Below are 26,857 nucleotides of genomic sequence, written 5' to 3' on the forward strand. Positions count from 1 at the left end.
CATCGGGCTTTCGCACCACCATTTGTGCGCAGCAGTACGCCGAACCGCTTATCGCGCCAATGCAGATGAGCCCCGCGTCGGCGCGGGCTTGTCGTTCGCGCTGGCACGAGGATAGCCTCATCCTATGGGCGATGCGCTGGCGCGACGCACGCTCCGGGGAACAATGAACAGGCGCCATGGGGAGACGCGCCATGTTCGAGATTCTCGATCGCCGGACGACTCTGACCGGCAACCAGATCAAGATCCTGGCGGCGGCCATCATCGGCGATGCGCTGGAATTCTTCGACTACTTCTTGATCGGCTTCGTGCTCGCGTTCCTGATCGGACCGTGGAAGCTCACCTTCGGCCAGTCGGCCACCGTGCTGATGAGTTCCGGCATCGGCGCCATCCTCGGCGCCTACCTCTGGGGCTGGCTCGCCGACCGGGTCGGGCGGCGTATCGTCTTCATCGGCACGGTGCTGAACTTCTCGATTGCGACCGGCCTGCTCTATTTCACACCCGATAACGGCTGGGTCTATCTGGCGATCCTGCGCTTCTTCGTCGGCACCGGCGTCGGCGGTCTTTATTGTGTCGACCTGCCGCTGGTGCAGGAGTTCATGCCGTCGCACAAGCGCGGCTGGGTCGGCGGCCTCGTCACCTGCGTGATCCCGCTCGGCGTCGGCCTCGGCGCGGTGCTCGGAGCCGTCATGGGAACCGATCAGTGGCGGCTGTTGTTTGCGATCGGCGTGCTGCCGTCGGTCCTGGTGCTGCTGGTTCGGATCTGGGTCCCGGAGTCGCCGCGCTGGCTGTGCCGGCAAGGACGCTATGACGAAGCCCGCAAGTCGCTGGCCTGGGCGCTGCAGGTGCCGCCGTCGGAGCTGCCGCTGCCGAGCGCGGCCGACGCCGGTCCGATCGTCACGACGAGCTGGTTCGATCTGTTCAAATATCCGCGCAGCCTGATCGTCTCCTGGCTCGGCAATGCAGGCGCGCAAACCGGCGTCTACGGCATCACGCTATGGGCCCCCGCGCTGTTCGTGCTGCTGCTGAAGGTGACGCCGCAGGAAGCCGCCAAGATGATGATCCTGCTCAGCATCACCGGCTTCCTCGGCCGCATCTCGTTCTCCTGGTTCTCGGAGCTGCTGGGGCGGCGTGTTGCAGGCGGCCTGCTCGGCTTCGGCGCCGGCGCGCTGACCATCATCGCCGGCTACCACTACGACGCGACTTTGTTCGGCATGTCGGCGTTCTGGCTGCTGCTGGCCGCCGCCTTCTTCTTCGCCGACGGCGGCTTTGCGATCGTCGGTCCCTACGCGGCTGAGGTCTGGCCGTCGCATCTGCGCACCACGGGGATGGGGTCGGCCTATGGCTTCGGCGGCATTGGCAAGATCATCGGGCCGGTCGGGCTTGCGCTGATCGTCGGTTCGAACAACTACCTCAAGCCCGATGTGCCACTGACCCAGATCCCGACCGCCTTTGTCTATCTCGGCTGCTGGTTCCTGATGGCGGGGGCCGTCTATTTGTTCTTCGGGCTCGAGACCCGGGGCAAATCGATCGAGCAGATCGACAAGGAGCTCAACGCGACGGCCGATGTCGCGGCCTCCGCAACGATCCGGCGCGCCTGAGGGAGGCGAACATGAATGTGACTGCTGCGGACCTTATCGGTGATCGCGACGTGATCGCCCGCGCCGAGGCGATCAGGGACGCGGTGACGGCCGCCTCCAACGATATTGAAACGACGCGCCGCCTGCCGCCCGACCTGCTCGACCGGCTGCATGAGGCGCGGCTGTTCCGCTTGCTGCTGCCGCGTTCAAGCAACGGGATCGAGACCGATCCCGTCACCTTCTTCCATGCCATCGAGACCATCGCCAAGGCGGATGCCTCGACGGCGTGGTGCCTGAGCCAGGCCGGCGGCTGCGCGATGTCGGCGGCCTATCTCGACCTGCCGGTCGCGCAGGAAGTGTTTGCCGACCCGCGTGCCGTGCTGGCCTGGGGCCCCGGCCCGAAGGTCAAGGCGATCGAGTGCGAGGGCGGCTACCGCGTCACCGGGGTCTGGTCGTTTGCCTCGGGCGGGCGGCACGCCACCTGGCTCGGCGCGCACTGCCCGGTCTATGCCGCGGACGGCTCGCCGCGCCGGGATGCCAATGGCGAGCAGGTCGAGCGCACCATGCTGGTGCGGACCGAAGACGTCGCATGGACCGACATCTGGAACACGGTCGGATTGCGCGGTACCGCCAGCGACCAGTTCGCGCTCGACGATTTCTTCGTCCGCGCGGACCATTCGATCACCCGCGAATTCGACCGCGAGTGCCGCGAGGACGGCCCGCTGTACCGGATGAGCAACCACACCTGCTACCAGATCGGCTTTGCCGGGGTCGCCTGCGGCATTGCCCGCAGCGCGCTCGACAATTTCGTCGACGTCGCCCGCAACAAGGTGCCGCGCGGCATGAAGAAGACGCTGCGGGACAATGCGGTGGTGCAGTCCGGCCTCGCCCAAGCCGAGGTCAATCTGCGCGCCGCCCGCGCCTTCCTGCTGCAGTCGATGGCCGACATCTGGAAGGATCTGGTTGCCGGCCACAGCATCACGGTGGCACAGCGCATGACGATCCGAATGGCGGCCACGCACGCCATCCACAAGGCGCGGGAGGCCGTCGATTTCGCCTACAACACCGCAGGCGCCACTGCGATCTTCGACGGCCATCCGCTGGAGCGGCGCTTCCGCGACATCCACACCGTGACGCAGCAACTGCAGGGCCGCTTCAGTCATTTCGAGACCGTCGGCGCCTGGATGCTGGGCGTCGATGCCGACCTCAGCTTCGTTTAACCCGATTTCTCAAGGAGAAGAACCATGCCATTGGGTGGACTACAGCATTACACCATCGAGCCGCAGGATCTGGAGAAGACCAAGGCGTTCTATTGCGATGTGCTCGGGCTTGAGAACGGCGAACGGCCGCCGCTCGATTTCCCCGGCTACTGGCTCTATTCCGGCGGTCAGGCCACCGTCCATCTGATGGGCACCCGCAAGCCCCGCGACGGCATCGTGGTGCGCGGCACCGCGAAGCAATATGAGGACACCGGCCGCCTCGACCATATCGCCTTTGCCGCCAGCGACGTCGAAGCCGTGCGCAAGCGCCCTGCAGGTCGAAGAACGTCACCTTCCGTGAGCAGATCGTGCCGCGCACCGGCGACACCCAGATCTTCCTCTACGATCCGGACGGCGTCGGTGTGGAGCTGAACTTCCCGAAGAGCTAAGCGCCGGCGTTTTGCGGATCGCTGATTGCCGGGCAGAGCCGTCCGAAGGACATCGTCGCTTTGCCGCGCCGATGTCCCGGTCATTGACGGCTCAATCCGCGCTGGCCTCGGGCGCTGTGGATGGTTCCCGACAAGGCCCTGACTCGGCCATCACTCGGGCGTGATCCGGTCCGTTTTTCTTCAACATTGAATGACGAATTAACCGGGCCGCGCCGCTGCGGCAGAATAGCCGGGTGCTGCGCCTTTAACCTACCCCAGGGCTTGGTGGCCCGGCTATTCGTCCCCACTTGGCCGGCGAGATTTCCTCAGTCGAGCCCGCGTTCGTGGCTCAGGCGGACCATTTCGTTGATGAAGATTTGTTTCTGCTTGTCGTCGAGGCTGGCAAACAGCGGCTCGGCGGCGTCGGCGACGCCGCGCTGATCGACCGCCCGGTCATTGAGGAACTGGGCCTCGTTGCGCATCTGCTCGATGATGTCATCCGGCGGATCGCGCTGCGCCCGCGCGATGCGCAGGTTGAGTCGGTCGGCGCCGTTGTGGCCGAGATAGTGCATCGCACTGTTGAAGCCGGCCCAATTCTTCTCCTGCTCCGGCGTCAGGTTGAGCTCCTTCTTGATCCGTTCGATGTTGGCGTCGCTGTTGGCGACGATCTGTTCGGCCGTCAGCTGCGGCGCGCCGGCCTGGGTCAGCACGGTCGGCGCTTGCTTCGCGCCCTTGTCCTTGGCGGCAGCCTTGGCCGACTTGGGGGCCTTGGCGCCGGCCGCCGCGCCCTGTGCGTTCTTGCCGCTGCCGGCATTGGGGTTGTTGCCATTGTTGCCGGTCAACACCCCGGTCACGCCGGTCACCACCCCGACAACGCCGCCGATGGCTCCGCCGAGAACGCCGCCGACCGGCCCGGCAGCCTTGTTGCCCTCGCGCGCCCCCTTTTCGACGCCCTGCACGATCTGCGCATCGACCATATGAGGCACTGCGAGCAACGTGACGGTGGCGGCCCCAACCGCGGCGCACAATCTCCATTGTGCGCGCAGCTTCGCTACCGGGATGAGCATGATCGGGTCTCCGTGATCGGTGGTGGATTGCGGAATTGATGCGGGAGTAGGTTCGACAAATCCGGACTTTAGCGTTTCCGGCTTCAGCAAGTCTATCGGCCGCGCCGGGCATCAACATGGCGGAACAGAGTTCGCTGAGGCTTGATCGGAAAGCTGCGGCTCAACCGCGCACCGTCTGCGACCTTGTCTGCGTCGCCGCCCGCGTGCGTCGCAGCATGATCGCAAGACGCACGGCAAACCGCCGGCAACTGCAGTGATGCGAACGGCACTGCCTGCTATTTGACCACAACGTTAGTTCTAGTTGGCATCAGCATCTCGTTTCTCGACAGATGCCGGCAATTCTGTTCTGATCGGTTTCAACGCAATCCCGCGACGTCGCGCAAACGCGACGCACAAAAAAGAACAACGGGATTCAAAAAGTCTTTTGTCCGTCGGCTACCAGGGAGGGAATGCCATGTCACGGAAGAAGCTCTCGCGCCGAGAATTCGTCGCAGCGACAGCGCTGTCATCGGCCGCGCTGATTACAGCCCCCTACGTGCGTGGCGCCTACGCAGCCGGAAAGCTCTCGATGGGCTTCTGGGATCACTGGGTGCCCGGCGCGAACAGTGCGTCCACCGAGCTGGTCAATGAATGGGCTGCCAAGGAGAAGGTCGAGGTCCAGATCGACTACATCACCAGCCAGGGCAACAAGAACATCGTCACCATCGCCGCCGAGGCGCAGGCGAAATCCGGTCACGATATTTTCCAGATGCCGACATGGTGGCCGCAGGCTAACGCCGAGCTGCTAGAGCCGGTCAACGACATCATGGATCCGCTCCTCAAGCTGAACGGCGATGTCAACGGCACGGTGAAATATCTCGGCCAGGCCGGTGGTAAATGGCTCGGCGTTCCCGCCAGCGTCGGCAGCCAGATCAAGGGTCCCTGCTCACGCATCGACCTGATGAAGAAACACGCCAACATCGACGTGCAGGAGATGTATCCGGCCGGAAGCGAGCCGAAAGCCGATAACTGGACTCTCGATACCTTCCTCAAGGCGGCCGAAGCCTGCCACAAGGCTGGATTCCCGTTCGGCATCGGCCTCGGCGAAACCAGCGACAGCGTCGACACCGCCGGCGCGATCTTCCAGTCGTTCGGCGCGCAGCTGGTCGATGCCAAGGGCAATCTTACCGTCAAGACCGACGCGGTGCGCCAGGCCCTCGACTACTACAAGAAGCTGCTCGCCTTCCTGCCGCCCGATGTGGCGGCATGGGACGACGCTTCCAACAACAAGTGGCTGGTCGCCGGCAAGGGCGCGATGATCCTGAATCCGCCGAGCGCGTGGGCAGTCGCCAAGCGCGATGCTCCGCAAGTCGCCGAGCAGTGCTGGACGCACGGGTTCCCGGCCGGGCCGAAGGGACGCTTCGCGCCCTATCTGCCGTTCTTCTGGTCGATCTGGTCGTTCTCGAAGAACAAGGAGGCGGCGAAGAGCCTGCTGACGCACCTGTCGCAACCTGCATCGATCGAGAAAATGGTGGTCGCCAGCGGTGGCTATGACCTGCCGGCCTACGAAAAGCTCACGACCTTGAAGGTCTGGGCGGAGCAAGCGCCGCCAAAGGGGACGCTCTACCACTATCCGAACCCCTACAAGCACCAGACGCTGTCGATTGCGGCCTCGCCCGCGCCGCCCAAGATCGCGCAGCAGATCTACTTCCAGGCCACGCTGACCAAGATGTGCCTGCGGTACTACCAGGGTGAAAGCATGGAAAAGACACTCGCCTGGGCCGAGGGCGAGTGCGAAGGCTTCATGCGAAGCTGACGACAAGCGAGGTCTCGCGCGACCGCCCGTAATGTTGGCCGCGCGAGGTCCCGTCTTCACATCCCAGCCGCCGAACCGGCGAGCTGTGCAACCAACCCGCGCGAGGGACCTGCGTTATGGTTGATGTCGCATTCCAATCCAACCGCGCAGCCGCTGCCCAGACGGGACGAAGGCGCGTCGGCCTGCGCAACGCGCTGCGGCGCAAGTCGATGGCCGCGTTCCTGATGACCTTGCCGCTGATCCTCCTGATCGCGATCCTGGTGCTCTACCCGGCCCTCTACTCCTTGCACCTCGCGACGCTGAACAAGGCGATGACGAAGTTCGTCGGGTTCGGCAATTTCGAGTTCCTGTTCAAGCGCGACACCTTCTGGCTGGTGGTCAAGCAATCCTGCATTTTCGCGATCTCGGCGGTGATCTTCAAAGCCCTGATCGGCTTCATCGTCGCGCATTTCGTGCACAACGTACCCGCCAACAAGCAGCGCAAGTGGCGCGGCATGCTGCTGGTGCCATGGGTGATCCCGCCGGCGATGAGCACGCTGGCGTGGCTCTGGCTGTTCGACCCCTCCTACAGCGCCTTCAACTACACGCTTTCCTTCTTCGGCATCGGGCCGATCCCGTGGACCGGCGATGCGATGTGGGCGCGCTTCTCGGTGATCCTGGTCAACGTCTGGTACGGCGCGCCATTCTTCATGATCATGTATCTGGCGGCGCTGAAATCGGTACCCGACCAGCTTTATGAGGCGGCCGCGATCGACGGCGCCAATTGGTGGCAGCGCATCTGGTACGTTACGCTGCCGATGATGCGCAACATCATCGCGATCACGACGCTGTTCTCGCTGATCGTGACCTTCGCCAATTTCGACATCGTGCGCATCCTGACCGCCGGCGGCCCGCTCGACCACACACATATCTTCGCCACCTGGGCGTTCCGCGTCGGCATCGAGGGCAGTGATGTGCCGCTCGGCGCCAGCGTTTCGCTGTTCATGGTGCCGATCCTCGCGGTCGCGGCGATTTTCATCCTGCGCGACATCACCAAACGCGGGAACGAAGCCTGATGAGCTCCCTGACGATCGACAAGTCCGGACCGACCCGCAAGGTCAAGTACGGCAGCATGAGCCGCGACCGCGCCTGGGCGCTACGCTGGTCCTATTTCTTCCTGGTGCTGTTTGCGATCTTCTCGCTGACGCCGCCGATCTACATGCTGATCACCTCTCTGAAGAGCAGCGCCGAGATCTCGGCCGCGACCAATCCGTGGTGGGTCTATCATCCGACACTCAGCAACTACATCGAGCTGCTGACCTCGAACCAGTTCCTGCGCTTCTTCTGGAATTCGGCCTGGGTCTCGATCATCGTGGTCACCATCACGATGCTGATCAGCGTGCCGGCGGCCTTTGCGCTGGCGCGGATGAAATTCTGGGGCTCGGCGACGCTCGCGACCGGCGTGTTCCTCACCTATCTCATTCCTGACAGCCTGCTGTTCATCCCGCTGTTCAAGATGTTCGCCGTGTTCGGCGACTGGACCGGCATCCAGCTCGTCAATCGCTGGTACGTGCTGCTGTTCATCTACCCGACGCTGACGGTGCCGTTCTGCACCTGGATCATGATCGGCTATTTCGCCTCGATCCCGAAGGAGCTCGACGAGGCGGCGATCATCGACGGCGCGAGCTGGTTCCAGACGCTGACCCGGATCTTCATCCCGGTCGCGCTGCCCGGCCTGATCGCGGCCACGATCTTTGCCTTCACCGTCTCCTGGGCTCAGTTCCTCTATCCGCTGGTGTTCACGACCTCGACCGATCAGCTGGTGCTGCCGGTCGGCATCATCACGACCCTGATCAAGGGTGACGTCTTCAACTGGGGACAGATCATGACCGGCGCCCTGCTCGGCGCCGCGCCGCCGCTGATCATCTACGCCTTCCTGATGGACTACTACATTGCCGGCCTGACCGCCGGTGCGACAAAGGGTTGAACTTATGGCTGACGTCAGTTTGCGGAAGGTTGTGAAGCGTTACGACGAGGTCGAGGCGGTGCGCGGCATCGACCTTGATATCGCCGACCATGAGTTCGTGGTGCTGGTCGGGCCGAGCGGCTGCGGCAAGTCGACGACGCTGCGGATGATCGCCGGCCTCGAGGACATTTCCGACGGCGACATCATGATCGGCGGCGACGTCGTCAACGACGTGCCGCCGAAGGACCGCGACATCGCGATGGTGTTCCAGAACTATGCGCTCTATCCGCATATGACCGTTGCCGAGAACATGTCGTTCGGTCTGCGGCTGAAGCACTATCCCAAGGCGGAGATCAAGAGCCGGGTCACTGAGGCCGCCCGCATGCTTGACATCACGGATCTGATCGACCGCAAGCCGAAGCAGCTTTCCGGCGGCCAGCGCCAGCGCGTCGCGATGGGACGGGCGATCGTGCGCAATCCGAAGGTGTTCCTGTTCGACGAGCCGCTGTCCAACCTCGACGCCAAGCTGCGCGTGCAGATGCGGATCGAGATCAAGAAGGTGCATCAGAAGGTCCGCACCACGACCGTCTACGTCACCCACGACCAGGTCGAGGCGATGACGCTCGCCGACCGCGTGGTAGTGATGAACCACGGCAGGATCGAGCAGATCGGCACGCCCAACGAGCTCTACCACAAGCCGGCGACCCGGTTCGTCGCAAGCTTCATCGGCTCGCCCGCAATGAATTTCGTGCCCTGTCGGCTCGAGGACACCGGCGGCAAGCTCAACGTGCGGCTGACCGATCGCCTCGCCTTCGCGCTGCCGCCGGCACGCGCCGCCCGCTACCAGGCTCTCCCCCGCACCGACAAGCTGTTGCTGGGCATCCGGCCCGAGCACGTCATGGAGGCGCGGCCGCATGCCGAACCGGGCATCGAGCCGTTCGACGCGATGCTCGACGTCACCGAGCCGATGGGGATGGAGACCCTGGTCTATTTCACGCTCGAGGGCACCCAGGTCTGCGGCCGGGTCAATCCCAATGCCGGTGCGCAGGATGGCAGCCCGCTCCGATTGGCTGTGGACCTCAACAATATGCATTTGCTAAACGAGGTGACCGGCGTCGTCCTTTGACGGCGCACAAGAAACCTCAAGGGCAGGAAATGGCCACCAACAAGAAGAAGATTTTCGTCACCCAGACTTTGTCACCGGGGGCGCGGGTGCTCCTCAACGAGCGGGACGACGTAGAACTCATCGAATTTCCCAACCTGATCTCCGCCAAGGACTTTCAGACCATGCTCGAGCAGCATGCGCCGGTCCATGGCGTGGCGCTCGGCGCAACCCGCTTCGGCGAGGCGGAGCTGGAGGCGTCCAAGGGCATGATGGTGGTGACCCGGATCGGTGTCGGCTATGACGCCGTCGACGTTCCGGCGCTGTCGCGCCGCAAGGTGCCGCTGATGGTCGCAGGCACCGCGAACTCGCCGTCGGTCGCCGAACAAGCTGTGTTCATGATGCTGACGCTGGCCAAGCGCGCGCAGGAAATGCACACGATGGTCAAGGACGGCACTTGGGCGAGCCGGCTCGGCGTGCTGCCGTTCGATCTCTACGGCAAGACCGTCCTGATCGTTGGCTTCGGCCGCATCGGCACCCGCACCGCCAAGCGCTGCCTCGCCATGGAAATGAACGTGCTGGTCTACGATCCCTACAAGCCCGCCAGCGAGATCACGGCTGCCGGCTGCGAGGCCGTGTCGAACCTCGAAGCGGCGCTGCCGCGGGCGGACTTCGTCACGATCCATTGCCCGAAGAATCCCGAAACCGTCGGGCTGTTCAACGCCGCGCGGATCAGGCTGATGAAGCCGACCGCCTATCTCATCAACACCGCCCGCGGCGGCATCGTCGACGAGAAGGCGCTGCACGACGCGCTGGTGTCGGGCAAGCTCGCCGGCGCCGGCCTCGACGTGTTCGAGGTCGAACCGCCGCCGGTCGGCCAGCCCCTGCACGCTTTGCCCAACGTGATCATGGCGCCGCATGTGGCCGGCGTCACGGTCGAGGCCGTCGATCGCATGAGCGAGCAGACCGCACGCAATATCCTGAGCGTGCTGGATGGCAATCCGCTGCGCCAGAACGTGATCAACCAGGACGTCCTCGGCTGAGCTTTCAGCCTTCCTCGTTTGCGCCGCGGCCGATCCGAAAGGATCGGCCCGGCGATGCGGAGTACCCACATGGCCTTCAAGGAATTCGGCAACTACGATGCGGTCGGTCTCGCCGAGCTCGTCCGCAACAAGGACGTGACGCCGAAGGAGTTGCTCGACGAGGCGATCGCGCGCACCGCCGCCGTCGATCCCAAGATCAACGCTGTGGTCGTCAAGCATTACGACTATGCCGAGCGCCAGATCGCCAAGGGGCTGCCTGACGGTCCTTTCACCGGCGTGCCGTTCCTGCTGAAGGACCTCGATCTGCTCGAAGGCACACGCACCACGTCGGGCGCCAGCCTGCTAAAGGACTTCGTCGCCGATCACAACGGCACCCTGGCCCAGCGTTTCCTCGATGCCGGGCTTGCAATCTTCGGCAAGAGCTCGAGCCCGGAATTCGGGCTGATGCCGACGACGGAATCCCGTCTGTTCGGCCCGACCCGCAATCCCTGGAATCTCGACCATTCCTCCGGCGGCTCGTCCGGCGGCGCTGGGGCTGCGGTCGCGGCCCGCATCCTGCCCGTCGCGCATGCCAGCGACGGCGGCGGGTCGATCCGGATCCCCGCCTCCGCTTCCGGCGTGTTCGGCATGAAGCCGACGCGTGCCCGCAACCCCTGCGGGCCCGATCGCGGCGAAGGCTGGGGCGGCTTCTCGGTCGGCCATGTGCTCAGCATCAGCGTCCGCGACAGCGCGGTGATGATGGATGCGATCCACGGCCCGGAGCCGTCGAGCCTCTATGTCGCGCCGCCGCCGGAGCGACCGTTCTCGCAGGAAGTCGGCCGCGATCCCGGCCATTTGCGCATCAGCTTCACCGACAAGTCGCCCTACGGCGATGCCATCGATCCCGAGATCGCCGCGGCGGTGCGCGGCATAGCCAAGCTGCTGGCGGGGCTCGGCCATTATGTCGAGGAACGCGCACCGCCGCTGGCGGCCGATCCCGCCGCGGTCATGACGACCATCGTCGGCGGCAACACGGCGCTGACCATCCGTCTGCTCGAGCAGCGCGTCGGGCGCACCCTGACGTCGGACGATGTCGAGCGGCTCACGCTCGCCAGCGCCCAGAATGCGACCAAGATGAACCCGGCCGACTACGTGGCCGCGCAGCTTGCAGCGTTCCAGATTTCGCGCGCGCTTGCGACCTTCTTCGAAGGTTGCGACATCTTCCTCAGCCCGACGCTGTGCGCGCCGCCGCTCCGCCTCGGCGAGCTGAACACGATGTCCGAGGACCTCGGCCACATCGCGCCGGTGCTGCGCCGCTACATGCCGGGCACCTCGATGTTCAACATGTCCGGACAGCCGGCGATGTCGGTGCCGCTGGCCTGGAACAAGGCCGGTCTGCCGCTCGGCATGATGTTCGCGGCCAAGCTCGGCGAGGAAGGACTGCTGTTCCGCCTGGCCGGCCAGCTCGAACAGGTCCGCCCCTGGAAGGACCGGCGTCCGCCGGTTTGTGCCTGACGACGCTTTCAGGCGAAGCGGATCCGCTTCGCCTCAAGACTGCGCGCCAGAACCACCGGGGCTGACAAAGGATAGTCAGATCAGGTAGATAGGGAGGGCGTCGGCACGATTCCGCGCGCCGTCAGCCTGGGAGACCAAACCGTGAATGACCCGACCGACAATGCGCTGGCCGCAATCGCGAGCATTCTCGACCAGACAACCACACCTCCCGAGACCTCCAAATCGACCGACAAGACGGCGGACAAGCCAGTCGAGCCCGCAGCGGAGCCCCCGGCGTCGATAGCGATGCCGCCGCCTTTGCCGCCGTCCATCCAGGTCGAGTCCATCGCGGCCGTGTCCGTCGAGGCCGCGCCTGCCGAGCAGACGGCGGTCGAGCCGCCGCCGATCGAGGAGCCCGAGCCGGTCGAACAGCCTGAGCCAAGCAAGGCTGAGCCGAGCAAAGCTGAGGCAAGTGAACCGGAGCCAACCGAACCGGAGCCGAGCCAGCCGGAAGCGGAGCCGGGGTCGATCCAGCCGCCGCCCCAACCGATCGAGGCCAATGGCTATTCCAAGTCCGGCCCAGGACCAATGGCCGCGCTGCGCTTCCGCTGGACGGTGCGCCAGGACGGCGCCCAATATTATGTCGACGAGACCGTCGGCGAGGCATCGACCCCGCTCGTCAACGGCCCGATGGAGCGGGACGCCGCGATCAAATTCGTCGACGATCGCGAGGCCCACGCGCGGCGGCGCTTCGAGCATTTCAAGCACGAGATGCTCAGCCGCACTGCAAGCGTCGTTCAGGCGAGCAAGGACAGCAACGAGGCCTGAGACGCGATACGTGCCCTTCGGGCATCGCAATCAAATGCGGATGGAGAAGACCTCGGTGTTTCGCGCGCTGGCCGGCCTCGCTCTCGCTTTGCTCCTGTCCGCCGCGCACGCGCAGCAGGCGCCGTCCCGGCTCGATGAGATCGTCAAGCGCGGCATCCTGCGCGTCGGCATGACCGGCGACTATTTGCCCTTCACCTATCTCGACAAGGAGACCAAGGCCTTCCGCGGCTTCGATGTCGACATGGCGCAGTCGCTCGGCAAGGCGCTCGGCGTCAAGGTCGAGTTCGTGCCGACATCGTGGCCGCAAATGACCAAGGATTTCGAGGCCGACGATTTCGACATCGCGATGGGCGGCGTCTCCATCACCTTCGATCGGCAGAAGAAGGGTCTGTTCTCGACGCCGATCATGCGCGAAGGCAAGACGCCGATCGCGCGCTGCGCCGACAAGGGCAAGTTTGAGACGATCGCCGAGATCGACAAACCCGGCACCCGAGTCATCGTCAATCCCGGCGGCACCAACGAGCGCTTCGCGCGCGCCCACGTGAAAACCGCCGAGATCCGCGTCTTCAACGACAACACCAAGATCTTCGACGAGATCGCCAAGGGCGACGCCGACCTGATGATGACCGATGCGTCCGAGACGCGCTATCAGCAGAAGCTGCATTCCGGCGTGCTGTGCGCCGTGCATCCCGATAAGCCGTTCGACTTCGCGGAAAAGGCCTATTGGATGCAGCGCGACGTCGCCTTGAAAGCGTTCGTCGACCAATGGCTTCACATCGCGCGCGAAGATGGCAGCTACGCGAAGATCTACGCTGCATGGTTCGAATAGCCCGCGCCACGCTCAAAATTTGAAGCGCACGGCCTGAAACCAGACCGCAATCCAGCGATTTGAACCTTAGCCGCAAGGATACGACTCATGTTCTGACCGTGATCTGGGACACGTTCAACGGGGTGGTCACCGGATAGCCTTGCGAACGCGGCTCCCTGCACCGGAGGTCGAGATGAGAAAGCTTCTGGCGATCGCCACGCTCGTGCTGGCAAGCACGGCCGCAGCGCAGGCGCAGTACACATTCGATTACGGCGGCCGCACTATTCGCATCGATCCCGATCGCGGCACGGTTTCGATCCCCGGCGTCTACGACAATACTCCCCGCCGCACCAAACGCGCCAAGAGCGACGACACCGAGCAGAAGCGCAAGGCTCCGAAGGAAGCCAACACGAACGCCAAGTCGGACACTAAGTCGGACACTAAGACGAATTCCCAGGCCGCGCCGCCCAGCGCGCCAGCAGCGGCTGCTCCGCCTGCCGTCGATCAGGCCGCCGTCCCGCCGGCGCCTGCCGCAACGGCAGAGCCGCCCAGCACGGGCGTTGCGGCCACGCCGCCTTCAGCTACAGCCGCGACCACACCGCCGCCGCCCGCGGCGCCAGCCGTCCAGCAAACTGCGCCGGCTGCAAAGCCCACCACCGCTCCAACGGTCGGCGCCGCCTCGCCGAGCGCTCCGGTGCCCAAGCCGCTCGCCAATCCCGTGCAAGCAGCGAACTCGCCGCTCGGCGTCTGGCTCACCGAAGAAAAGGAAGGCAAAATCCGCATCGAGCAATGCGGCGCCAATCTCTGCGGCTACGCCGTCGACAAGAAATCGAACGCCAACGGCGAACAGGTGCTGATCAACATGAAGCCGGGCAAGGACAAGTGGAGCGGCCGCATCTTCGATCCGAACAGCGGCAGCACCTACGATTCCACCATCGCGATGAGGAGCCCGGACACGCTACGCGTCCAGGGCTGTGCGTTCGGCGGCATGTTCTGCGGCGGCCAGACCTGGACGCGGGTGAATTGATTGCCTGCAAATCGTAGCCCGGATGGAGCGAAGCTTAATCCGGGATTTTCACCATGGGAGAGACCGCCCCGGATTGCGCTTCGCTCCATCCGGGCTACGGTCTCATAAAATCAAAAGCCCCACCTGATAGCGGGGCTTTCATCTTGCGAACTGCTACGACGCTTCAGCCGACCTTGCCGCTGTATTCCTCGTCGGTGACGTGCTCCATCCAGGTCGAATAGACGCCATCGAGCGCCTCCTGCATGGCGATGTGGGTCATGCTGTTGTCCGGCGAGGCCCCGTGCCAGTGCTTCTCGTTCGGCGGAATCCAGACGACGTCGCCAGGGCGGATCTCCCTGATCGGGCCGCCCTTGGCCTGCACACGCCCGATGCCGGAGATCACATACAGCGTCTGTCCGAGCGGATGGGTGTGCCAGGCGGTGCGTGCGCCGGGCTCGAACGACACGCGCGAGGCGTTCAGCCGCGCCGGCGCAGGCGCCATGTTGATCGGGTCCTGCAACACCGTGCCGGTAAAATTCTCCTTCGGCGCGCGGCGGGTCGGCCGCGAGCCGGAAACGTGGATGTCCATGGGGTTACCTCCCTTTCTTGACGTTATTTCTTGGTCGCGGCGTAGCGCGCCTTGGTCTCGGCATTCATCGGATACAGGCCGGGCAGCTGGGCGCCATTGTTCACCTCGTTGACGATCCAGGCTTCCATCCGTTCCTGCTCCGGCCCCTCGGCCAGCACATGATCGAGGAACGCCTGCGGGATCAGCACCGCGCCGTCCTGGTCGGCCACCACCACGTCATTCGGGAATACGGCAACGCCGCCGCAGCCGATCGGTTCGCCCCAGCCGACGAAGGTCAGACCTGCAACTGACGGCGGAGCCGCGTAGCCGTCGCACCACACCGGCAGGCCGGTGCCGAGCACGCCCTCGACGTCGCGCACCACGCCGTCGGTGATCAGCGCCGTCACCCCGCGCTTGACCATGCGGGCGCAGAGGATGTCGCCGAAAATGCCGGCATCGGTGATGCCCATGGCATCGACCACGGCAATGCAGCCCGCCGGCATCGCCTCGATCGCGGTGCGGGTCGAGATCGGCGACGACCAGGATTCCGGCGTCGCCAGATCCTCACGGGCCGGCACGAAACGCAGCGTGAAGGCCGGTCCGACCAGCCGCTTCTGCCCGGGCTTCAAGGGCTTGGTACCGCGCATCCAGATGTTGCGCAGGCCCTTCTTGAGCAGGACGGTGGTGATGGTGGCGGTGGACACGTGCGACAGCGTCGCGATCGCTTCGGCGGACAGTGACATCTGGAAAGCTTGCTCCGATGGGAGGAAAAGACCGGCGCATGTTGCCGGGCAAAGGCCTTGCGTCAAGGGCTGCGCGAAAAAGCTGCGATCATCCAAATTTATCGCCGGCGTGCCGATTAATTTATTGAAGTTGCTGCATCATTTTGCACGAAGCGAATTCCGTTTTATCCCGAAACACGCTAGCTTGATGGCTGACGACAGCGCTTGACCCAATGGCCGAACCCTTAAGTCCTCCCCGCCTTTTGCCGAGTGGCGACAGCGCCATCACGGTGGAATTCAGCCGCACCATCGACGACGCCGCCAACCGGCGGGTGCTGGCGCTCGACCACGTGATATCCGCCGAGCCGATCGCCGGCATCACCGAGACCGTGCCGACCTACCGGTCGCTGCTGGTGCATTACGACCCCGTGCAGATCGGCTTCGATGCGCTCGGGGAGCAACTGCTCGCACGCTCCGCAAAGGCGCCGCCGACCGAGACCGGAACGCGGCGCTGGCGCATCCCGGTGACCTATGGCGGCGAGCACGGCATCGATCTCGAGGACGTCGCGAAGGCGCTCAAAACCACGCCCGACCAGATCGTGGCGCGCCACGTCGCCGGCGACTATCGCGTCGCCATGATCGGCTTCACGCCAGGCTGGTCCTATCTCAGCGGACTGGAGAAGTTCCTGCACATGCCGCGGCGCAAGGATCCGCGGCTACTGACCCCGGCCGGCACCATTTCGATCGGTGGCATCCAAACCGGCGTGCAGTGCCTGGCCGGCCCGAGCGGCTGGCACCTGCTCGGCCGCACGCCGGTGCGAACCTACCAGTTGCATCGCGAGCCGACCTTCCTGCTCGAGCCGGGCGATGCCATCACCTTCACCGCGATCGACGCCAAGACCTTTGCCGAACAGGACCGCGCCGCCGAGGCCGGCGAGTTCGTCGCCGAACTGGTGACGCCATGAGCAAGCTCGTCGTCACCTCGATCGGCCCGGCGAGCTCGGTGCAGGACGCTGGTCGTCCGGGCTCGCAGCGCTACGGTCTCGTGCCGAGCGGCGCGATGGACCGGCTTTCGCTGGCGGCCGCCAACACGCTGGTCGGCAACGACCTGTTCGCCGCCGCGGTCGAGATCGGCCCGTTCGGCGCCAGCTTCACCGCGCGCGGGGGCGCGGTGCGCGTCGCCCTCGCCGGCGCGTCGCGCAATGCCGATATCGGCGGCCGGCCAGTCGCGTTCGACAGCTCGGCGACGCTCGCCGAAGGTGAGACGCTCACTCTCGGCTTCGCGCGCGGCGGCTCGTTCAGCTATCTCGCGATCGAGCACGGCATCGAGGGCGAGCCGATGTTCGGCAGCCTCGCCGTCAACGCCCGCGCCGGGCTTGGCAGCCCCTACCCGCGGCCGCTGCAAAGCGGCGACGAGTTGACGACGCAAGCCGCGAGCGGCGCGCCCGAACGCCGCATCGAATTGCCTGCCGCGACCGATGCGCCGATCCGCATCGTGTTCGGCCCGCAGGACGACGAGTTCGCCGAGGACCACAAGAAGCTGCTGGTCGACAGCGAGTGGAAGATCTCGGCGACCAGCGACCGCATGGGCTATCGCCTCGAAGGTCCCGTCATCAAGCATCTCGACGGCCACAACATCGTCTCCGACGGCACCGTGAACGGCAGCATCCAGGTACCCGGCAACGGCCAGCCGATCGTGCTGATGCCGGACCGCGGCACCAGCGGCGGCTATCCGAAGATCGCAACCGTGATCACGGCCGATTTCGGCCGCTTCGCGCAGATCTCGGCCGGCCGACCGTTCCGCTTCAAGGCGGTGACGATGGCGGAAGCGCAGGCCGAGTCGATCAAGTTCCACGAGCTGCTGCGTTCCCTGCCCGACCGCCTCCGCGGCATTGAGGATTTTGGCCTCAACATCGAGGCGCTGCGGGATGCGAATGTCGCGGGTCAGGCCGTCAACGCCGTCGATGTGTCGACATGGCAAGTTGCGCTACCCTGAATCTATACGAACAACAGACGGATCGATCGTCATGACCTCAACCATCGACCTCAATTGCGATCTCGGCGAAAGCTTTGGCCCCTGGGAAATGGGCAATGATGCCGCGATGATCGAGCTTGCGACCTCGGTCAACGTCGCCTGCGGCTTTCATGCCGGCGACGCCGACATCATGCGCAAGACGGTCGAGCTGGCGAAGGCGCGCGGCGTCAGCGTCGGCGCCCATCCCGGCTATCGTGACCTGCACGGCTTCGGCCGCCGCCCGATGCCGGGACTGACGTCCTCGGAGATCGAGAACCTGATCGCCTATCAGATCGGCGCTTTGCAGGCGATCGCGACCGCGGCCGGCCACAAGGTCACCCACGTGAAGGCGCATGGCGCGATTTCCAACGTCGCTTGCGAGGACGACATGACGGCACGAGCGATCGCCAATGCGATCAAGGCAGTCGATCCCAATCTCATCTTCGTGGTGCTCGCCAACTCGAAGCTGGTGCGCGCAGGTGAAGCGGCGAATCTGCGGATGGCGCATGAGGTGTTCGCCGACCGCGCCTATGAGGACGACGGCAACCTGGTGTCGCGCAAGAAGCCCGGCGCGGTGCTGCACGATCCCAAGGCGATTGCCGATCGTGTGGTGCGGATGGTGCAGGACGGCGCGGTCGTCTCGGTCACCGGCAAGGTGATCAAGATGCAGACCGATACCGTCTGCATCCACGGCGACACGCGCGGTGCCGTCGAGATTGCGCGCGGCCTGCGCGAGGCGCTGAAGCAGGCGGGCATCACCGTTGCGCCGTTCAAGACCGCGCACTAAGCCGCGAACATCGATCAAAAAAGGGCCGGTCGCCGCGCCGGCCCTTTTAGATTCCGTTAAGAGTCTTCTTAAACCCAAACTTGCCGTTTGATTGTTAGGTGCAGCTTCCGAGCCTTTGATTGTCCTCTTAGGAAATTGGGTACGAAAGCATGTTCCGCACCAGCCTCTCTCTCACCATTGCCGCGGTTGCCACCGCCGCCTTCACCAGCGCGGCATCCGCCGGCTGCTACAGCTGCTATACGCCGCCGCCCCAGCCGTGCACGACCTGCTATCAGGTGCAGAGCGTGCCGCCGCAGTATCGCACTGTGCAGGAGACCGTCATGGTGGCGCCGGGCCGCGTCGTCGCGCATCGCACGCCGGCACAGTATCGTACCGTGATGGTGCCGAGGACGGTGATGGTCGCGCCCGAAGGCGTCGCCTATGAGCGCATCCCGCCGCAATACGCCACCCAGGAGCGCACCCAGATGGTCTCGCCGGGCTATTCCTACTACGCGCCGGTTCAGCCGACCTGCAACACCTGCGGTGGCGGCTACGGATATGGTCGCGGCTACGGCTACTGAGCCGTCAGCATCCAGCCAACACAAAGCCGCCGCCTGATGACATCAGACGGCGGCTTTTGAATGTTCTGAAGGGCTCAGAACGGGTGGACGGACAGCGTGCCGAACACGATGGCCGCGATCACCGCAAAGGCACTGTACAGCGCCGCGGTGTGAATTCCGGTCCCGGACTTCCGTGAAATGTTTCGCGCGTAAAGGTGCAGGCGGGCCTCCGCCGATAGCTCGCGCATGGTCGATCTCCAACGCCCCATTCTCGGGCATATGGAATATCGTTCGCGGGCGGATTCAAGCGGGCGGCAAAAATAGCGATGCCGCCGCCTTCGGGAACCGGGTTCCGAGAGGAATATTCCTTCCCGCGCGCTCGGCCGAGAATCCTATTCGCTGCAATTCGAGGCGTCGGGAACCCGCGCCAGTCCTGCAATAACCGAAAATCTCGAAAACAACCCCTTGCAAAGTAGCCGGAGGTCGATAGCTGAGGCGCTACCGCGCCGCGCCTGTTGCCCATCCCTGTCCCGGCAACACCACGCACGGTCGTGCACGTGCCGCCGGAAGCGGCCGCTGCGGCGCGCTCAGGCCTTCCAGCGCCCGATCTTGAACGCCGCCAGATGCCCCGGAACGTCGCTCGGGTCGAACGGCGGGCCGGCGAACGCCCCGATGGCGCTGGAGGCGCCGGCCGGGCGGCCTGATGCGGCGTCGTAGAGATCGGGCCTGAACACGGCCATGGCGATCTTCAGCGCCTCCGGCCGGTACGGCGTCTGGCCCCAGCGAACCATCTGCGCATAGAGCCAGGCCGCCTGCCCCGGATCAGGCCGCGCCGCAGCCTCGCGCCCGACCAGCAGATAGCGATTGCTCTCGCGCATGGTGCCGTCGGGCGAGATCTTCAGGTGGCCATCGAGCGTGCGCTGGATGACGCTGGCATCGACGCCGATCCGCTCGGGCTGCGCCAGGATGCGCGCGACCTCGGACCGGTTCTCGGGCCGCTCGATGAACTCCACGGCGCGCAGATGCGCACGCACCAGCGCCGCCACGATGTCGGGATGCTTCTCCGACCAGCTCTGCCGCACTGCCAGCACCTTTTCCACCGCGCTGAGCAGGATGTCGGAGACGAAGTGCAGGATGTGGCCGATGCCAAGATCGACCGCGATCGAATTCCAGGGTGCGCCGACACAGAACGCGTCGACATGGCCGTTGGCTAGACTGTCGACCATGTAGGGCGGCGGCAGCACCACGAGCTGAACATCCTCATCGGGATCGACGCCTCCCGCGGCCATCCAGAACCGCAACTGGTAATTGTGGGTCGAGAACGGGAAGGTCATGCCGAAGGTCAGCGGCTCCGCCCCGCTCTTCCGCCGCTTGGCCACCACGCGGGCGAGCGCCTGTGCGGTTGCCATCGGATCGAAGCGGTCGCCGTCGATCTCTTCCATCAGCGCGGCGTGCAGCGCCGGCGATACGGTGATGGCATTGCCGTTGAGCCCGAGGTTGAAGGGCGCCGCGATCGGCACCTTGACGTGACCGAGCCCGAGGCTCGAGGCGATCGCCACCGGCGCCAACAGATGAGCGGCGTCGAACAGGCCGATATTGAGCTTGTCGCGGACGTTCGACCACGACACTTCCCGCACCAGCGTGACGTCGAGGCCTTCGGCCGCCGCGAATTCCTTGTCGACGGCAACGATCAGCGCGGCAGCGTCGACCAGCGGAATGAACCCGATGCGCAATGGTGTGGTCATTTCAACAGCTCCGACGCCGTCAGGATCGATTGCGCGATCTCTCCGATTTTCTTTTTCTCGCGCATCGCGGTCGAGCGCATCAGCACGTAGGCCTCCTCCTCGGTCAGCCCCTTCACCTTCATCAGGATGCCCTTGGCGCGGTCGATCACCTTGCGCTCCTCCAGCGCGTGCTTGGTGCGGTCGAGCTCGTCCTGCAGCTTGGCGAAGGCATTGAAGCGGGAGACGCAGAGATCGAGGATCGGCTTCATCCGCTCCTTCTTGAGACCGTCGACGATGTAGGCGGAGACGCCCGCCTCGACCGAGGCCTGGATCGAGGCGGCGTCGCTCTGGTCGACGAACATCGCGATCGGCCGGCGGACGGCACGGCTGACCTGGAACATTTGTTCCAGCACGTCGCGACTGGGGTTCTCGAGGTCGATGACGATGATCTCGGGGTCGAGCGCATAGATTCGCGAGAGCAGGCTCTGCATCTCGCTGATATGCACGACGTCCGTATACCCGGCCTCCCGCAGTCCCTCCTCCAGGATGGCCGCTCGGATCGGGCTCTCGTCGACTATGACGATCTTGGGAGACGATTCAGCGCTCATCGACAACTCTTAAGGCCCGGCAGATGCATCCATATCATGCCGGAAGCCCCGGGAAAGGGTTGTAATTCTCGGCAATTGGGACTAGCTCCTGCCCATTCATCAGGCAGATCAGAGATATGCAAGAGGCCGCCGCGCCGAAAGTGAGCTTTGTGTCCTTGGGGTGCCCCAAGGCGCTGGTCGATTCCGAGCGCATCATCACCCGGCTGCGCGCGGAAGGCTATGAGCTGGCGCGCAAGCATGACGGCGCCGACATCGTCATCGTCAACACCTGCGGCTTCCTCGACAGCGCCAAGCAGGAATCGCTCGCCGCGATCGGCGAGGCCATGGCCGAGAACGGCAAGGTCATCGTCACCGGCTGCATGGGCGCCGAGCCGGAGCAGATCGAGAGCGCCTATCCCGGCGTGCTCTCGATCACGGGGCCGCAGCAATATGAGAGCGTGCTGGACGCCGTGCACCGCGCGCTGCCGCCGGCGCACAACCCGCATATCGACCTGGTGCCGCCGCAGGGCGTCAAGCTGACGCCGCGGCACTACGCGTATCTGAAGATTTCCGAAGGCTGCAACAACCGCTGCAGCTTCTGCATCATCCCGAAGCTGCGCGGCGATCTGGTGTCGCGGCCGGCCAACGACGTGCTGCGCGAGGCCGAGAAGCTGATGAAGGCCGGCGTCAAGGAATTGCTCGTCATCTCGCAGGACACCTCGGCCTATGGCATCGACCTGAAATACGCCGAGAGTCCCTGGCAGGATCGCAGCGTCCGCGCAAAATTCTTCGATCTCGCCAAGGAGCTCGGTGAACTCGGCGCCTGGGTGCGGCTGCAATATGTCTACCCCTACCCGCATGTCGACGAGGTCATCGGCCTGATGACCGAGGGCAAGGTGCTGCCTTATCTCGACATCCCGTTCCAGCATGCGAGCCCGGACGTGCTGCGCGCGATGAAGCGCCCGGCTGCGCAGGAGAAGACGCTGGCGCGGATCCAAAAGTGGCGCGAGCAGTGCCCGGAGCTGACGCTGCGCTCGACCTTCATCGTCGGCTTCCCCGGCGAGACCGATTCCGATTTCGCCTATCTGCTCGACTGGCTCGATGAAGCCGGGATCGACCGCCTCGGCTGCTTCAAATATGAGCCAGTTGCCGGCGCCGCGTCGAACGCGATTGGCAACGCCGTGCCCGACGAGATCAAGCAGGAGCGCTGGAATGCGCTGATGGCGCGGCAGCAGAAGATCTCCGCGAGGCGCCTGAAGCGCAAGGTCGGCACCCGCCAGCAGGTCATCATCGACGAGGTCGGCCCCACGGTGGCGAAGGGCCGGTCAAAGGCCGACGCGCCTGACATCGACGGCGCCGTCTACCTCACCAGTCGCCGCCCGCTGAAGGTCGGCGAGATCGTCACCGCCAAGATCGAGCGCTCCGACCAATACGACCTCCACGGCAGCGTCGCCGGATTCTGACGCTTGACATGTTCCGGCGTTCGGCTGTATGGCCCTCCGCCATGAAGCTGAACCGGACCCACCGCCGCGCCATCTGCCGTCGTCGCACCCGCGACGATGCTGGGCTGCGCCGTGTCCGACGCCATCGCTGATCCTATAAATCAGCCAAGGTTTTCGAGAAGGCCGCGCCCCCAAAGCGCGGCCTTCTCGCTTTTCGGCCTGCCCTTTCCCAACACCGACCCAGAGGAGAACGACATGACCAACGCTACCCATCCGTTCGATGCGCTGATGGACATCACCGCTCGCCCCGAGGTCGTGTTCGTGCGCGGCGCGGGCTCGTATTTGTGGGACAGCAAGCGCAACCGCTATCTCGACTTCGTGCAGGGCTGGGCCGTGAATCCCCTCGGCCACTCGCCGGTCATCGTAGCCGACGCGCTGGCCGCGCAGGCGAGACGGCTGCTGACGCCAAGCCCGGCGTTCTACAACGAGCAGAGCCTGAAACTGGCAAAGTTGCTGGTTGACAACAGCTGCTTCGACCAGGTGTTCTTTGCCAATTCGGGCGCGGAGGCCAATGAAGGTGCGATCAAGCTCGCGCGGAAATTCGGCGCCAAGTACAAGAATGGCGCCCACGAGATCATCAGCTTCGAAGGCGGCTTCCACGGCCGCACGCTCGCGACCATGTCGGCCTCGGGCAAGAAGGCGTTCGAGCCCCTGTTCGAGCCGAAGGTCCCGGGCTTCCGCAAAGCCAGGCTGAACGATATCGAGTCGGTGCGAAGGCTGATCTCGTCGTCGACGGTCGCGGTCATGCTGGAGCCGATCCAGGGCGAGGCCGGCGTCTGGCCCGCGACGGATGAGTTTTTGCAGGAGTTGCGGGTGCTGACCCAGCAGCGCGGCCTGCTGCTCATTGTCGACGAGATCCAGACCGGCATCGGCCGGACCGGAAAGCTGTTCGGCTATCAGCACGCCGGGGTCGAGCCCGACATCATGACGCTCGGCAAGGGCATCGGCGGCGGCGTGCCGCTCGCGGCCCTGCTCGCGACCGAGCATGCCGCGTGCTTCGATCACGGCGATCAGGGCGGCACCTTCAACGGCAATCCGCTGATGTGCGCCGCGGGGCTTGTCGTGCTCGATCAGATCGGAAAGCCCGATTTCCTGAAATCGGTCGTCGATGCCGGCCTTTTGCTCGAGCGCGAATTGCAGCGGCTGTCGTCGCGGCACGGTCTCGGCGAGATCAGGGGCCGCGGCCTCCTGCTGGCGCTCGACCTGAAGATGCCGATCGGTGCCGCCGTGGTTGCCGAGGCGTTCGCGGCCGGCGTGCTGATCAACTCGCCGCAGCCGGACACGCTGCGCTTCATGCCGGCGCTGAACGTGACGCGGGAGGAGATTTCCGTTGTCATCGACTGCCTGGATACGGTGCTGACCAAGGTCGGCGCGGCGCGGCGGGTGGCGTAGGATCCTCCCCGCTCGTCATTGCGAGGAGCGAAGCGACGAAGCAATCCATCTTCCCGGGTGGAGAGGTGGATTGCTTCGCTTCGCTCGCAATGACGGCGAGAATTACGGCCGCAGGATCGCTGCGCCCGTCGTCGTCCGGCTCTCCAGGTCGATATGCGCCTTGGCCGCATCCTTCAGCGCATAGGCGTGGTTGATCGGCACATGCAGCTTGCCGTTGATCACGGCGGCGAACAGCGTGTCGGCGCCTTCGAGCAATTCCTTGCGGGTGCCGACATAGTCGTTGAGCTTGGGCCGCGTCGCGAACAGCGAGCCGTGGTTGTTGAGCTCGGCGAGCGGGAACGGCGGTACCGGGCCCGACGCGTTGCCGAAGGAGACGAACAGACCGCGTGGCCTGAGGCAGGACAGCGATCCCGGGAACGTGGTCTTGCCGACGCCGTCATAGACGACGTCGCAGAGCTCGCCCCGGCTGATCTGCTTGACGCGTTCGACGAAGTTCTCCTCGTTGTAGAGGATGACGTGATCGCAGCCATTGGCGAGTGCGAGATCGGCCTTCGCCTTCGAGCCGACGGTACCGATGACATGCGCGCCGAGCGCCCGCGCCCATTGGCAGGCGAGCAGCCCGATGCCGCCCGCCGCGGCGTGGATCAGCACGCGATGGCCGTGCTCGACCTTGAAGGTCTTGTGCAGGAGATACCAGACCGTGAGGCCCTTCAGCATCAGCACGGCGCCCTGCTCGTAGGTGATATGGTCGGGCAGCTTGACGAGCTTGTCGGCCGGGATGACGCGCTCGGACGCGTAGCCGCCGAGATTGTAGTAGTAGGCGACGCGATCGCCGGGGTGGAAATTGGTCACGCCCGGACCCACGGCCAACACCTCGCCTGCAGCCTCATTGCCGGCAATGAACGGCAGGCCGGGCGCCTTGTAGAGGCCGGTGCGGAAATAGACGTCGATGAAGTTCAGACCGACCGCATGCTGGCGGATCCGGACCTCGCCCGTCCCCGGCGCGCCCACCTCGACGTCCTCGTAGGTTAGGACTTCCGGGCCTCCCACCTGGTGCACGCGCACAGCCTTGGTCATGTCGTCGCTCCCCTCAATATCAGCGTCAAGCGAGCGAATGCCATCGCGGCCGGCTTGTCAACCAAGCGGGCCGGAACCGGCTACGGCACGATCCGGAAAAGTGCGAAGCGGCTTTCCCTCGCGACAAACGCGCAGCGTTTGCGCGGAGATCATGCCCATCAGCGCGCCGGCTTCCTGCGGTTGCGCTTGGCCATGACGTTGAACGCCTCGACCGCGGCCGAGAAGGCGATCGCGAAATAGATGTAGCCGCGCGGGATGTGGAATTTGAAGCCGTCGGCCACCAGCGCCACGCCGATCAGCACCAGGAAGGCCAGCGCCAGCATCTTGGTGGTCGGATGCTCCGCGACAAACCGCGCCACCGGTCCCGACGAGATGTACATGATGGCGCAGGCGATCACCACCGCCGCGATCATGATCTCGATGTCCTGCGCCATGCCGATCGCGGTGATGATCGAATCCAGCGAGAACACCAGGTCGATGATGATGATCTGCACGATCACCCAGAAGAACGCGCTGGCGCTCGGCCTGTCATCGGCGTCCGCCTCGCGCGCCTCGACCTCGCCGTGGATCTCATGGGTCGCTTTCGCGATCAGGAACAGGCCGCCGCCGATCAGGATGATGTCGCGCCACGACAGCGCGACGTCGCTGACGGTGATCACCGGTTGGGTCAGCCCGATCAGCCAGACCAGGATCGAGAGCAGCACAATGCGGAACACCAGCGCCAGCAGCAGGCCGATCTGCCGCGCGCGCTTGGCCTGCGCCGGCGGGATCCGCGACACGATCACCGACAGGAAAATCACGTTGTCGATGCCGAGCACGATCTCGAGCGCAGTCAGGGTCAGCAGCGCCGCCCAGGCTTCCGGGCTGGTGATCAGTTGCATCATGCTCTGAAGGCTTTCATCCGGCGGATCACGGTATCGCTGCCGATGATGTAGACGGCGATGGCGCAGAGACCGAAGGTGATCGGGGCTCCGACCACGAAATCGTTGGCAAGCGTGTACATGCCGAGCAGTGCCCATGCGCCGAGCAGCCACAGCGTCAGCCAGCGCAGCCGCACCACACGCAGCGGATGCAGCACGTGGAACGGCGCGAAGGTCAGCGCGATCAGGGCCGCGACCACGATCGTCGACAGCACCGGCGGCAGGTGCAGCAGGAACAGGTAGAACGCCGCCGCATTCCACAGCGCCGGGAAACCGCGGAAATGGTTGTCATCGGCCTTCATGCGGCGGTCGGCGAAATACAGCGCGCTGGAGACCACGATGCCGATGCCGAGGATCGGCGCCGCCAGCGGCAGCAGCATGCCGCTCGCGGTGATCGCATAGGCCGGCACGAACACATAGGTGACGAAATCAACCACCAGGTCGAGCACCTCGCCCGACCAGTTCGGCTGCAGCCGCACCACGTCGAGCCGGCGCGCCAGCGGGCCGTCGATCCCGTCGATGATGAGCGCAACCCCGAGCCAGGCGAACATGTTGGCCCAGTGCTCGCGCACCGCCTCCAGCATCGCCAGCAGCGCGACCCCGGCGCCGAGCGCCGTGAAAATATGAACGGTGAATGCGGCGGTCCGCATCCGTTCTGGCAACGCATCGGGCTGGCTCGAATGCTCCATCGGCCGAGTGCTATCAGGAATCGGACCGGTTTGCATATGCGGTCTTGCGGCGTTCCGCCGCGCAA

General features: G+C 64.9%; 27 protein-coding genes. 18 read left to right on the forward strand and 9 right to left on the reverse strand.

The genetic code is table 11. The features are described 5' to 3' along the window. Positions 1 to 191: 191 nt before the first annotated feature. The 3 genes from ACVIYL_RS32435 to ACVIYL_RS32445 are packed head-to-tail and all read left to right on the forward strand — an operon-like array spanning position 192 to position 3,208. Positions 192 to 1,598, forward strand: coding sequence for an MFS transporter (locus ACVIYL_RS32435; RefSeq protein ID WP_092084732.1), 1,407 nt, complete (start codon positions 192 to 194; stop codon positions 1,596 to 1,598). A gap of 11 nt (positions 1,599 to 1,609) precedes the next feature. Further along, complete coding sequence (locus ACVIYL_RS32440; RefSeq protein ID WP_456780551.1) at positions 1,610 to 2,797, forward strand: acyl-CoA dehydrogenase family protein; 1,188 nt, start codon at positions 1,610 to 1,612, stop codon at positions 2,795 to 2,797. Positions 2,798 to 2,821: 24 nt separating this feature from the next. Continuing rightward, on the forward strand, positions 2,822 to 3,208 hold the full coding sequence (locus ACVIYL_RS32445) for a VOC family protein (protein WP_456780552.1): 387 nt from the start codon (positions 2,822 to 2,824) through the stop codon (positions 3,206 to 3,208). Positions 3,209 to 3,530: 322 nt separating this feature from the next. Here ACVIYL_RS32445 and ACVIYL_RS32450 read toward each other — a convergent pair whose 3' ends face one another. Then, a complete protein-coding gene (locus tag ACVIYL_RS32450) occupies positions 3,531 to 4,271 on the reverse strand; it encodes a Spy/CpxP family protein refolding chaperone (RefSeq protein ID WP_076828866.1) in 741 nt (246 codons plus the stop codon). 454 nt (positions 4,272 to 4,725) lie between these two features. Between ACVIYL_RS32450 and ACVIYL_RS32455 the strand changes: the two genes are divergently transcribed. The 9 genes from ACVIYL_RS32455 to ACVIYL_RS32495 all read left to right on the forward strand — a co-directional run bounded on the left by ACVIYL_RS32455 (position 4,726) and on the right by ACVIYL_RS32495 (position 14,292). Beyond that, positions 4,726 to 6,066 carry an ABC transporter substrate-binding protein gene (locus ACVIYL_RS32455; protein WP_456780553.1) on the forward strand — a complete coding sequence of 447 codons (1,341 nt, stop codon included), beginning with the start codon at positions 4,726 to 4,728 and terminating at the stop codon, positions 6,064 to 6,066. 116 nt (positions 6,067 to 6,182) lie between these two features. Continuing rightward, positions 6,183 to 7,121, forward strand: a complete 939-nt coding sequence (locus ACVIYL_RS32460; protein ID WP_028340672.1) for a carbohydrate ABC transporter permease — start codon at positions 6,183 to 6,185, stop codon at positions 7,119 to 7,121. Next, the gene (locus ACVIYL_RS32465; RefSeq protein ID WP_016847559.1) at positions 7,121 to 8,032 is read left to right on the forward strand and encodes a carbohydrate ABC transporter permease; all 912 of its coding nucleotides are present in this window, start codon (positions 7,121 to 7,123) and stop codon (positions 8,030 to 8,032) included. The genes ACVIYL_RS32460 and ACVIYL_RS32465 overlap by 1 nt, the downstream gene beginning before the upstream one ends. A gap of 4 nt (positions 8,033 to 8,036) precedes the next feature. Further along, positions 8,037 to 9,137 carry an ABC transporter ATP-binding protein gene (locus ACVIYL_RS32470; protein WP_253608630.1) on the forward strand — a complete coding sequence of 367 codons (1,101 nt, stop codon included), beginning with the start codon at positions 8,037 to 8,039 and terminating at the stop codon, positions 9,135 to 9,137. Positions 9,138 to 9,166: 29 nt separating this feature from the next. Further along, positions 9,167 to 10,156 (forward strand): hydroxyacid dehydrogenase, encoded by a 990-nt coding sequence (locus ACVIYL_RS32475; RefSeq protein WP_225646746.1) that lies wholly within the window; start codon positions 9,167 to 9,169, stop codon positions 10,154 to 10,156. A gap of 69 nt (positions 10,157 to 10,225) precedes the next feature. Then, positions 10,226 to 11,650: an amidase gene (locus ACVIYL_RS32480; protein WP_456780554.1), complete on the forward strand. Its 1,425-nt coding sequence runs from the start codon at positions 10,226 to 10,228 to the stop codon at positions 11,648 to 11,650. A gap of 141 nt (positions 11,651 to 11,791) precedes the next feature. Then, positions 11,792 to 12,457, forward strand: a complete 666-nt coding sequence (locus ACVIYL_RS32485) for a hypothetical protein (protein ID WP_310879251.1) — start codon at positions 11,792 to 11,794, stop codon at positions 12,455 to 12,457. A gap of 40 nt (positions 12,458 to 12,497) precedes the next feature. After that, the gene (locus ACVIYL_RS32490; RefSeq protein ID WP_456781913.1) at positions 12,498 to 13,286 is read left to right on the forward strand and encodes a transporter substrate-binding domain-containing protein; all 789 of its coding nucleotides are present in this window, start codon (positions 12,498 to 12,500) and stop codon (positions 13,284 to 13,286) included. A 172-nt stretch (positions 13,287 to 13,458) separates the two neighbouring features. After that, positions 13,459 to 14,292 (forward strand): DUF2147 domain-containing protein, encoded by an 834-nt coding sequence (locus tag ACVIYL_RS32495; RefSeq protein WP_456780555.1) that lies wholly within the window; start codon positions 13,459 to 13,461, stop codon positions 14,290 to 14,292. A gap of 163 nt (positions 14,293 to 14,455) precedes the next feature. On the opposite strand, the gene ACVIYL_RS32500 is transcribed toward ACVIYL_RS32495, so the two are convergent. Next, the gene (locus ACVIYL_RS32500) at positions 14,456 to 14,860 is read right to left on the reverse strand and encodes a (R)-mandelonitrile lyase (RefSeq protein WP_076828878.1); all 405 of its coding nucleotides are present in this window, start codon (positions 14,858 to 14,860) and stop codon (positions 14,456 to 14,458) included. A gap of 23 nt (positions 14,861 to 14,883) precedes the next feature. Beyond that, positions 14,884 to 15,582, reverse strand: coding sequence for a ribonuclease activity regulator RraA (locus ACVIYL_RS32505; RefSeq protein ID WP_028332032.1), 699 nt, complete (start codon positions 15,580 to 15,582; stop codon positions 14,884 to 14,886). A 212-nt stretch (positions 15,583 to 15,794) separates the two neighbouring features. On the opposite strand from ACVIYL_RS32505, the gene pxpB reads away from it, so the two are divergent. The 4 genes from pxpB to ACVIYL_RS32525 all read left to right on the forward strand — a co-directional run bounded on the left by pxpB (position 15,795) and on the right by ACVIYL_RS32525 (position 18,922). Continuing rightward, on the forward strand, positions 15,795 to 16,526 hold the full coding sequence (pxpB, locus tag ACVIYL_RS32510) for a 5-oxoprolinase subunit PxpB (RefSeq protein ID WP_456780556.1): 732 nt from the start codon (positions 15,795 to 15,797) through the stop codon (positions 16,524 to 16,526). Continuing rightward, a complete protein-coding gene (locus tag ACVIYL_RS32515) occupies positions 16,523 to 17,557 on the forward strand; it encodes a 5-oxoprolinase subunit C family protein (protein ID WP_310879254.1) in 1,035 nt (344 codons plus the stop codon). The genes pxpB and ACVIYL_RS32515 overlap by 4 nt, the downstream gene beginning before the upstream one ends. Positions 17,558 to 17,588: 31 nt before the next feature. Next, the gene (locus tag ACVIYL_RS32520; protein WP_057018693.1) at positions 17,589 to 18,362 is read left to right on the forward strand and encodes a LamB/YcsF family protein; all 774 of its coding nucleotides are present in this window, start codon (positions 17,589 to 17,591) and stop codon (positions 18,360 to 18,362) included. 149 nt (positions 18,363 to 18,511) lie between these two features. After that, positions 18,512 to 18,922: a hypothetical protein gene (locus ACVIYL_RS32525; protein WP_456780557.1), complete on the forward strand. Its 411-nt coding sequence runs from the start codon at positions 18,512 to 18,514 to the stop codon at positions 18,920 to 18,922. 74 nt (positions 18,923 to 18,996) lie between these two features. Here ACVIYL_RS32525 and ACVIYL_RS32530 read toward each other — a convergent pair whose 3' ends face one another. The 3 genes from ACVIYL_RS32530 to ACVIYL_RS32540 form a co-directional block, all read right to left on the reverse strand. After that, a complete protein-coding gene (locus ACVIYL_RS32530; RefSeq protein WP_016844408.1) occupies positions 18,997 to 19,149 on the reverse strand; it encodes a hypothetical protein in 153 nt (50 codons plus the stop codon). A gap of 339 nt (positions 19,150 to 19,488) precedes the next feature. After that, positions 19,489 to 20,646, reverse strand: a complete 1,158-nt coding sequence (locus ACVIYL_RS32535; RefSeq protein ID WP_456780558.1) for a CmpA/NrtA family ABC transporter substrate-binding protein — start codon at positions 20,644 to 20,646, stop codon at positions 19,489 to 19,491. After that, positions 20,643 to 21,233 carry an ANTAR domain-containing response regulator gene (locus tag ACVIYL_RS32540; RefSeq protein ID WP_028332037.1) on the reverse strand — a complete coding sequence of 197 codons (591 nt, stop codon included), beginning with the start codon at positions 21,231 to 21,233 and terminating at the stop codon, positions 20,643 to 20,645. The genes ACVIYL_RS32535 and ACVIYL_RS32540 overlap by 4 nt, the downstream gene beginning before the upstream one ends. A gap of 116 nt (positions 21,234 to 21,349) precedes the next feature. Here ACVIYL_RS32540 and rimO point away from each other — a divergent pair, with 116 nt between their 5' ends. Next, positions 21,350 to 22,675 carry a 30S ribosomal protein S12 methylthiotransferase RimO gene (rimO, locus tag ACVIYL_RS32545; RefSeq protein ID WP_456780559.1) on the forward strand — a complete coding sequence of 442 codons (1,326 nt, stop codon included), beginning with the start codon at positions 21,350 to 21,352 and terminating at the stop codon, positions 22,673 to 22,675. A gap of 234 nt (positions 22,676 to 22,909) precedes the next feature. Beyond that, positions 22,910 to 24,106, forward strand: coding sequence for an acetylornithine transaminase (locus tag ACVIYL_RS32550; protein ID WP_456780560.1), 1,197 nt, complete (start codon positions 22,910 to 22,912; stop codon positions 24,104 to 24,106). Positions 24,107 to 24,208: 102 nt separating this feature from the next. Here the strand turns inward: ACVIYL_RS32550 and ACVIYL_RS32555 are convergent, their stop codons facing one another. From ACVIYL_RS32555 to pcsA, 3 genes are all read right to left on the reverse strand, one after another. Further along, positions 24,209 to 25,183: a quinone oxidoreductase family protein gene (locus tag ACVIYL_RS32555; RefSeq protein WP_456780561.1), complete on the reverse strand. Its 975-nt coding sequence runs from the start codon at positions 25,181 to 25,183 to the stop codon at positions 24,209 to 24,211. 158 nt (positions 25,184 to 25,341) lie between these two features. After that, on the reverse strand, positions 25,342 to 26,067 hold the full coding sequence (locus ACVIYL_RS32560; RefSeq protein ID WP_456780562.1) for a TerC family protein: 726 nt from the start codon (positions 26,065 to 26,067) through the stop codon (positions 25,342 to 25,344). Continuing rightward, on the reverse strand, positions 26,064 to 26,792 hold the full coding sequence (gene pcsA / locus ACVIYL_RS32565) for a phosphatidylcholine synthase (protein WP_456780563.1): 729 nt from the start codon (positions 26,790 to 26,792) through the stop codon (positions 26,064 to 26,066). Before pcsA ends, ACVIYL_RS32560 begins: the two co-directional genes overlap by 4 nt. Positions 26,793 to 26,857: the final 65 nt, after the last annotated feature.

Source organism: Bradyrhizobium sp. USDA 3315 (assembly GCF_054056795.1).

Coding starts and splice junctions, on each gene's coding strand:
- ACVIYL_RS32435 (WP_092084732.1), top strand. CDS start 192: ATGTTCGAGATTCTCGATCGCCGGACGACTCTGACCGGCAACCAGATC.
- ACVIYL_RS32440 (WP_456780551.1), top strand. CDS start 1,610: ATGAATGTGACTGCTGCGGACCTTATCGGTGATCGCGACGTGATCGCC.
- ACVIYL_RS32445 (WP_456780552.1), top strand. CDS start 2,822: ATGCCATTGGGTGGACTACAGCATTACACCATCGAGCCGCAGGATCTG.
- ACVIYL_RS32450 (WP_076828866.1), bottom strand. CDS start 4,271: ATGCTCATCCCGGTAGCGAAGCTGCGCGCACAATGGAGATTGTGCGCC.
- ACVIYL_RS32455 (WP_456780553.1), top strand. CDS start 4,726: ATGTCACGGAAGAAGCTCTCGCGCCGAGAATTCGTCGCAGCGACAGCG.
- ACVIYL_RS32460 (WP_028340672.1), top strand. CDS start 6,183: ATGGTTGATGTCGCATTCCAATCCAACCGCGCAGCCGCTGCCCAGACG.
- ACVIYL_RS32465 (WP_016847559.1), top strand. CDS start 7,121: ATGAGCTCCCTGACGATCGACAAGTCCGGACCGACCCGCAAGGTCAAG.
- ACVIYL_RS32470 (WP_253608630.1), top strand. CDS start 8,037: ATGGCTGACGTCAGTTTGCGGAAGGTTGTGAAGCGTTACGACGAGGTC.
- ACVIYL_RS32475 (WP_225646746.1), top strand. CDS start 9,167: ATGGCCACCAACAAGAAGAAGATTTTCGTCACCCAGACTTTGTCACCG.
- ACVIYL_RS32480 (WP_456780554.1), top strand. CDS start 10,226: ATGGCCTTCAAGGAATTCGGCAACTACGATGCGGTCGGTCTCGCCGAG.
- ACVIYL_RS32490 (WP_456781913.1), top strand. CDS start 12,498: ATGGAGAAGACCTCGGTGTTTCGCGCGCTGGCCGGCCTCGCTCTCGCT.
- ACVIYL_RS32495 (WP_456780555.1), top strand. CDS start 13,459: ATGAGAAAGCTTCTGGCGATCGCCACGCTCGTGCTGGCAAGCACGGCC.
- ACVIYL_RS32500 (WP_076828878.1), bottom strand. CDS start 14,860: ATGGACATCCACGTTTCCGGCTCGCGGCCGACCCGCCGCGCGCCGAAG.
- ACVIYL_RS32505 (WP_028332032.1), bottom strand. CDS start 15,582: ATGTCACTGTCCGCCGAAGCGATCGCGACGCTGTCGCACGTGTCCACC.
- pxpB (WP_456780556.1), top strand. CDS start 15,795: ATGGCCGAACCCTTAAGTCCTCCCCGCCTTTTGCCGAGTGGCGACAGC.
- ACVIYL_RS32515 (WP_310879254.1), top strand. CDS start 16,523: ATGAGCAAGCTCGTCGTCACCTCGATCGGCCCGGCGAGCTCGGTGCAG.
- ACVIYL_RS32520 (WP_057018693.1), top strand. CDS start 17,589: ATGACCTCAACCATCGACCTCAATTGCGATCTCGGCGAAAGCTTTGGC.
- ACVIYL_RS32525 (WP_456780557.1), top strand. CDS start 18,512: ATGTTCCGCACCAGCCTCTCTCTCACCATTGCCGCGGTTGCCACCGCC.
- ACVIYL_RS32530 (WP_016844408.1), bottom strand. CDS start 19,149: ATGCGCGAGCTATCGGCGGAGGCCCGCCTGCACCTTTACGCGCGAAAC.
- ACVIYL_RS32535 (WP_456780558.1), bottom strand. CDS start 20,646: ATGACCACACCATTGCGCATCGGGTTCATTCCGCTGGTCGACGCTGCC.
- ACVIYL_RS32540 (WP_028332037.1), bottom strand. CDS start 21,233: ATGAGCGCTGAATCGTCTCCCAAGATCGTCATAGTCGACGAGAGCCCG.
- rimO (WP_456780559.1), top strand. CDS start 21,350: ATGCAAGAGGCCGCCGCGCCGAAAGTGAGCTTTGTGTCCTTGGGGTGC.
- ACVIYL_RS32550 (WP_456780560.1), top strand. CDS start 22,910: ATGACCAACGCTACCCATCCGTTCGATGCGCTGATGGACATCACCGCT.
- ACVIYL_RS32555 (WP_456780561.1), bottom strand. CDS start 25,183: ATGACCAAGGCTGTGCGCGTGCACCAGGTGGGAGGCCCGGAAGTCCTA.
- ACVIYL_RS32560 (WP_456780562.1), bottom strand. CDS start 26,067: ATGATGCAACTGATCACCAGCCCGGAAGCCTGGGCGGCGCTGCTGACC.
- pcsA (WP_456780563.1), bottom strand. CDS start 26,792: ATGGAGCATTCGAGCCAGCCCGATGCGTTGCCAGAACGGATGCGGACC.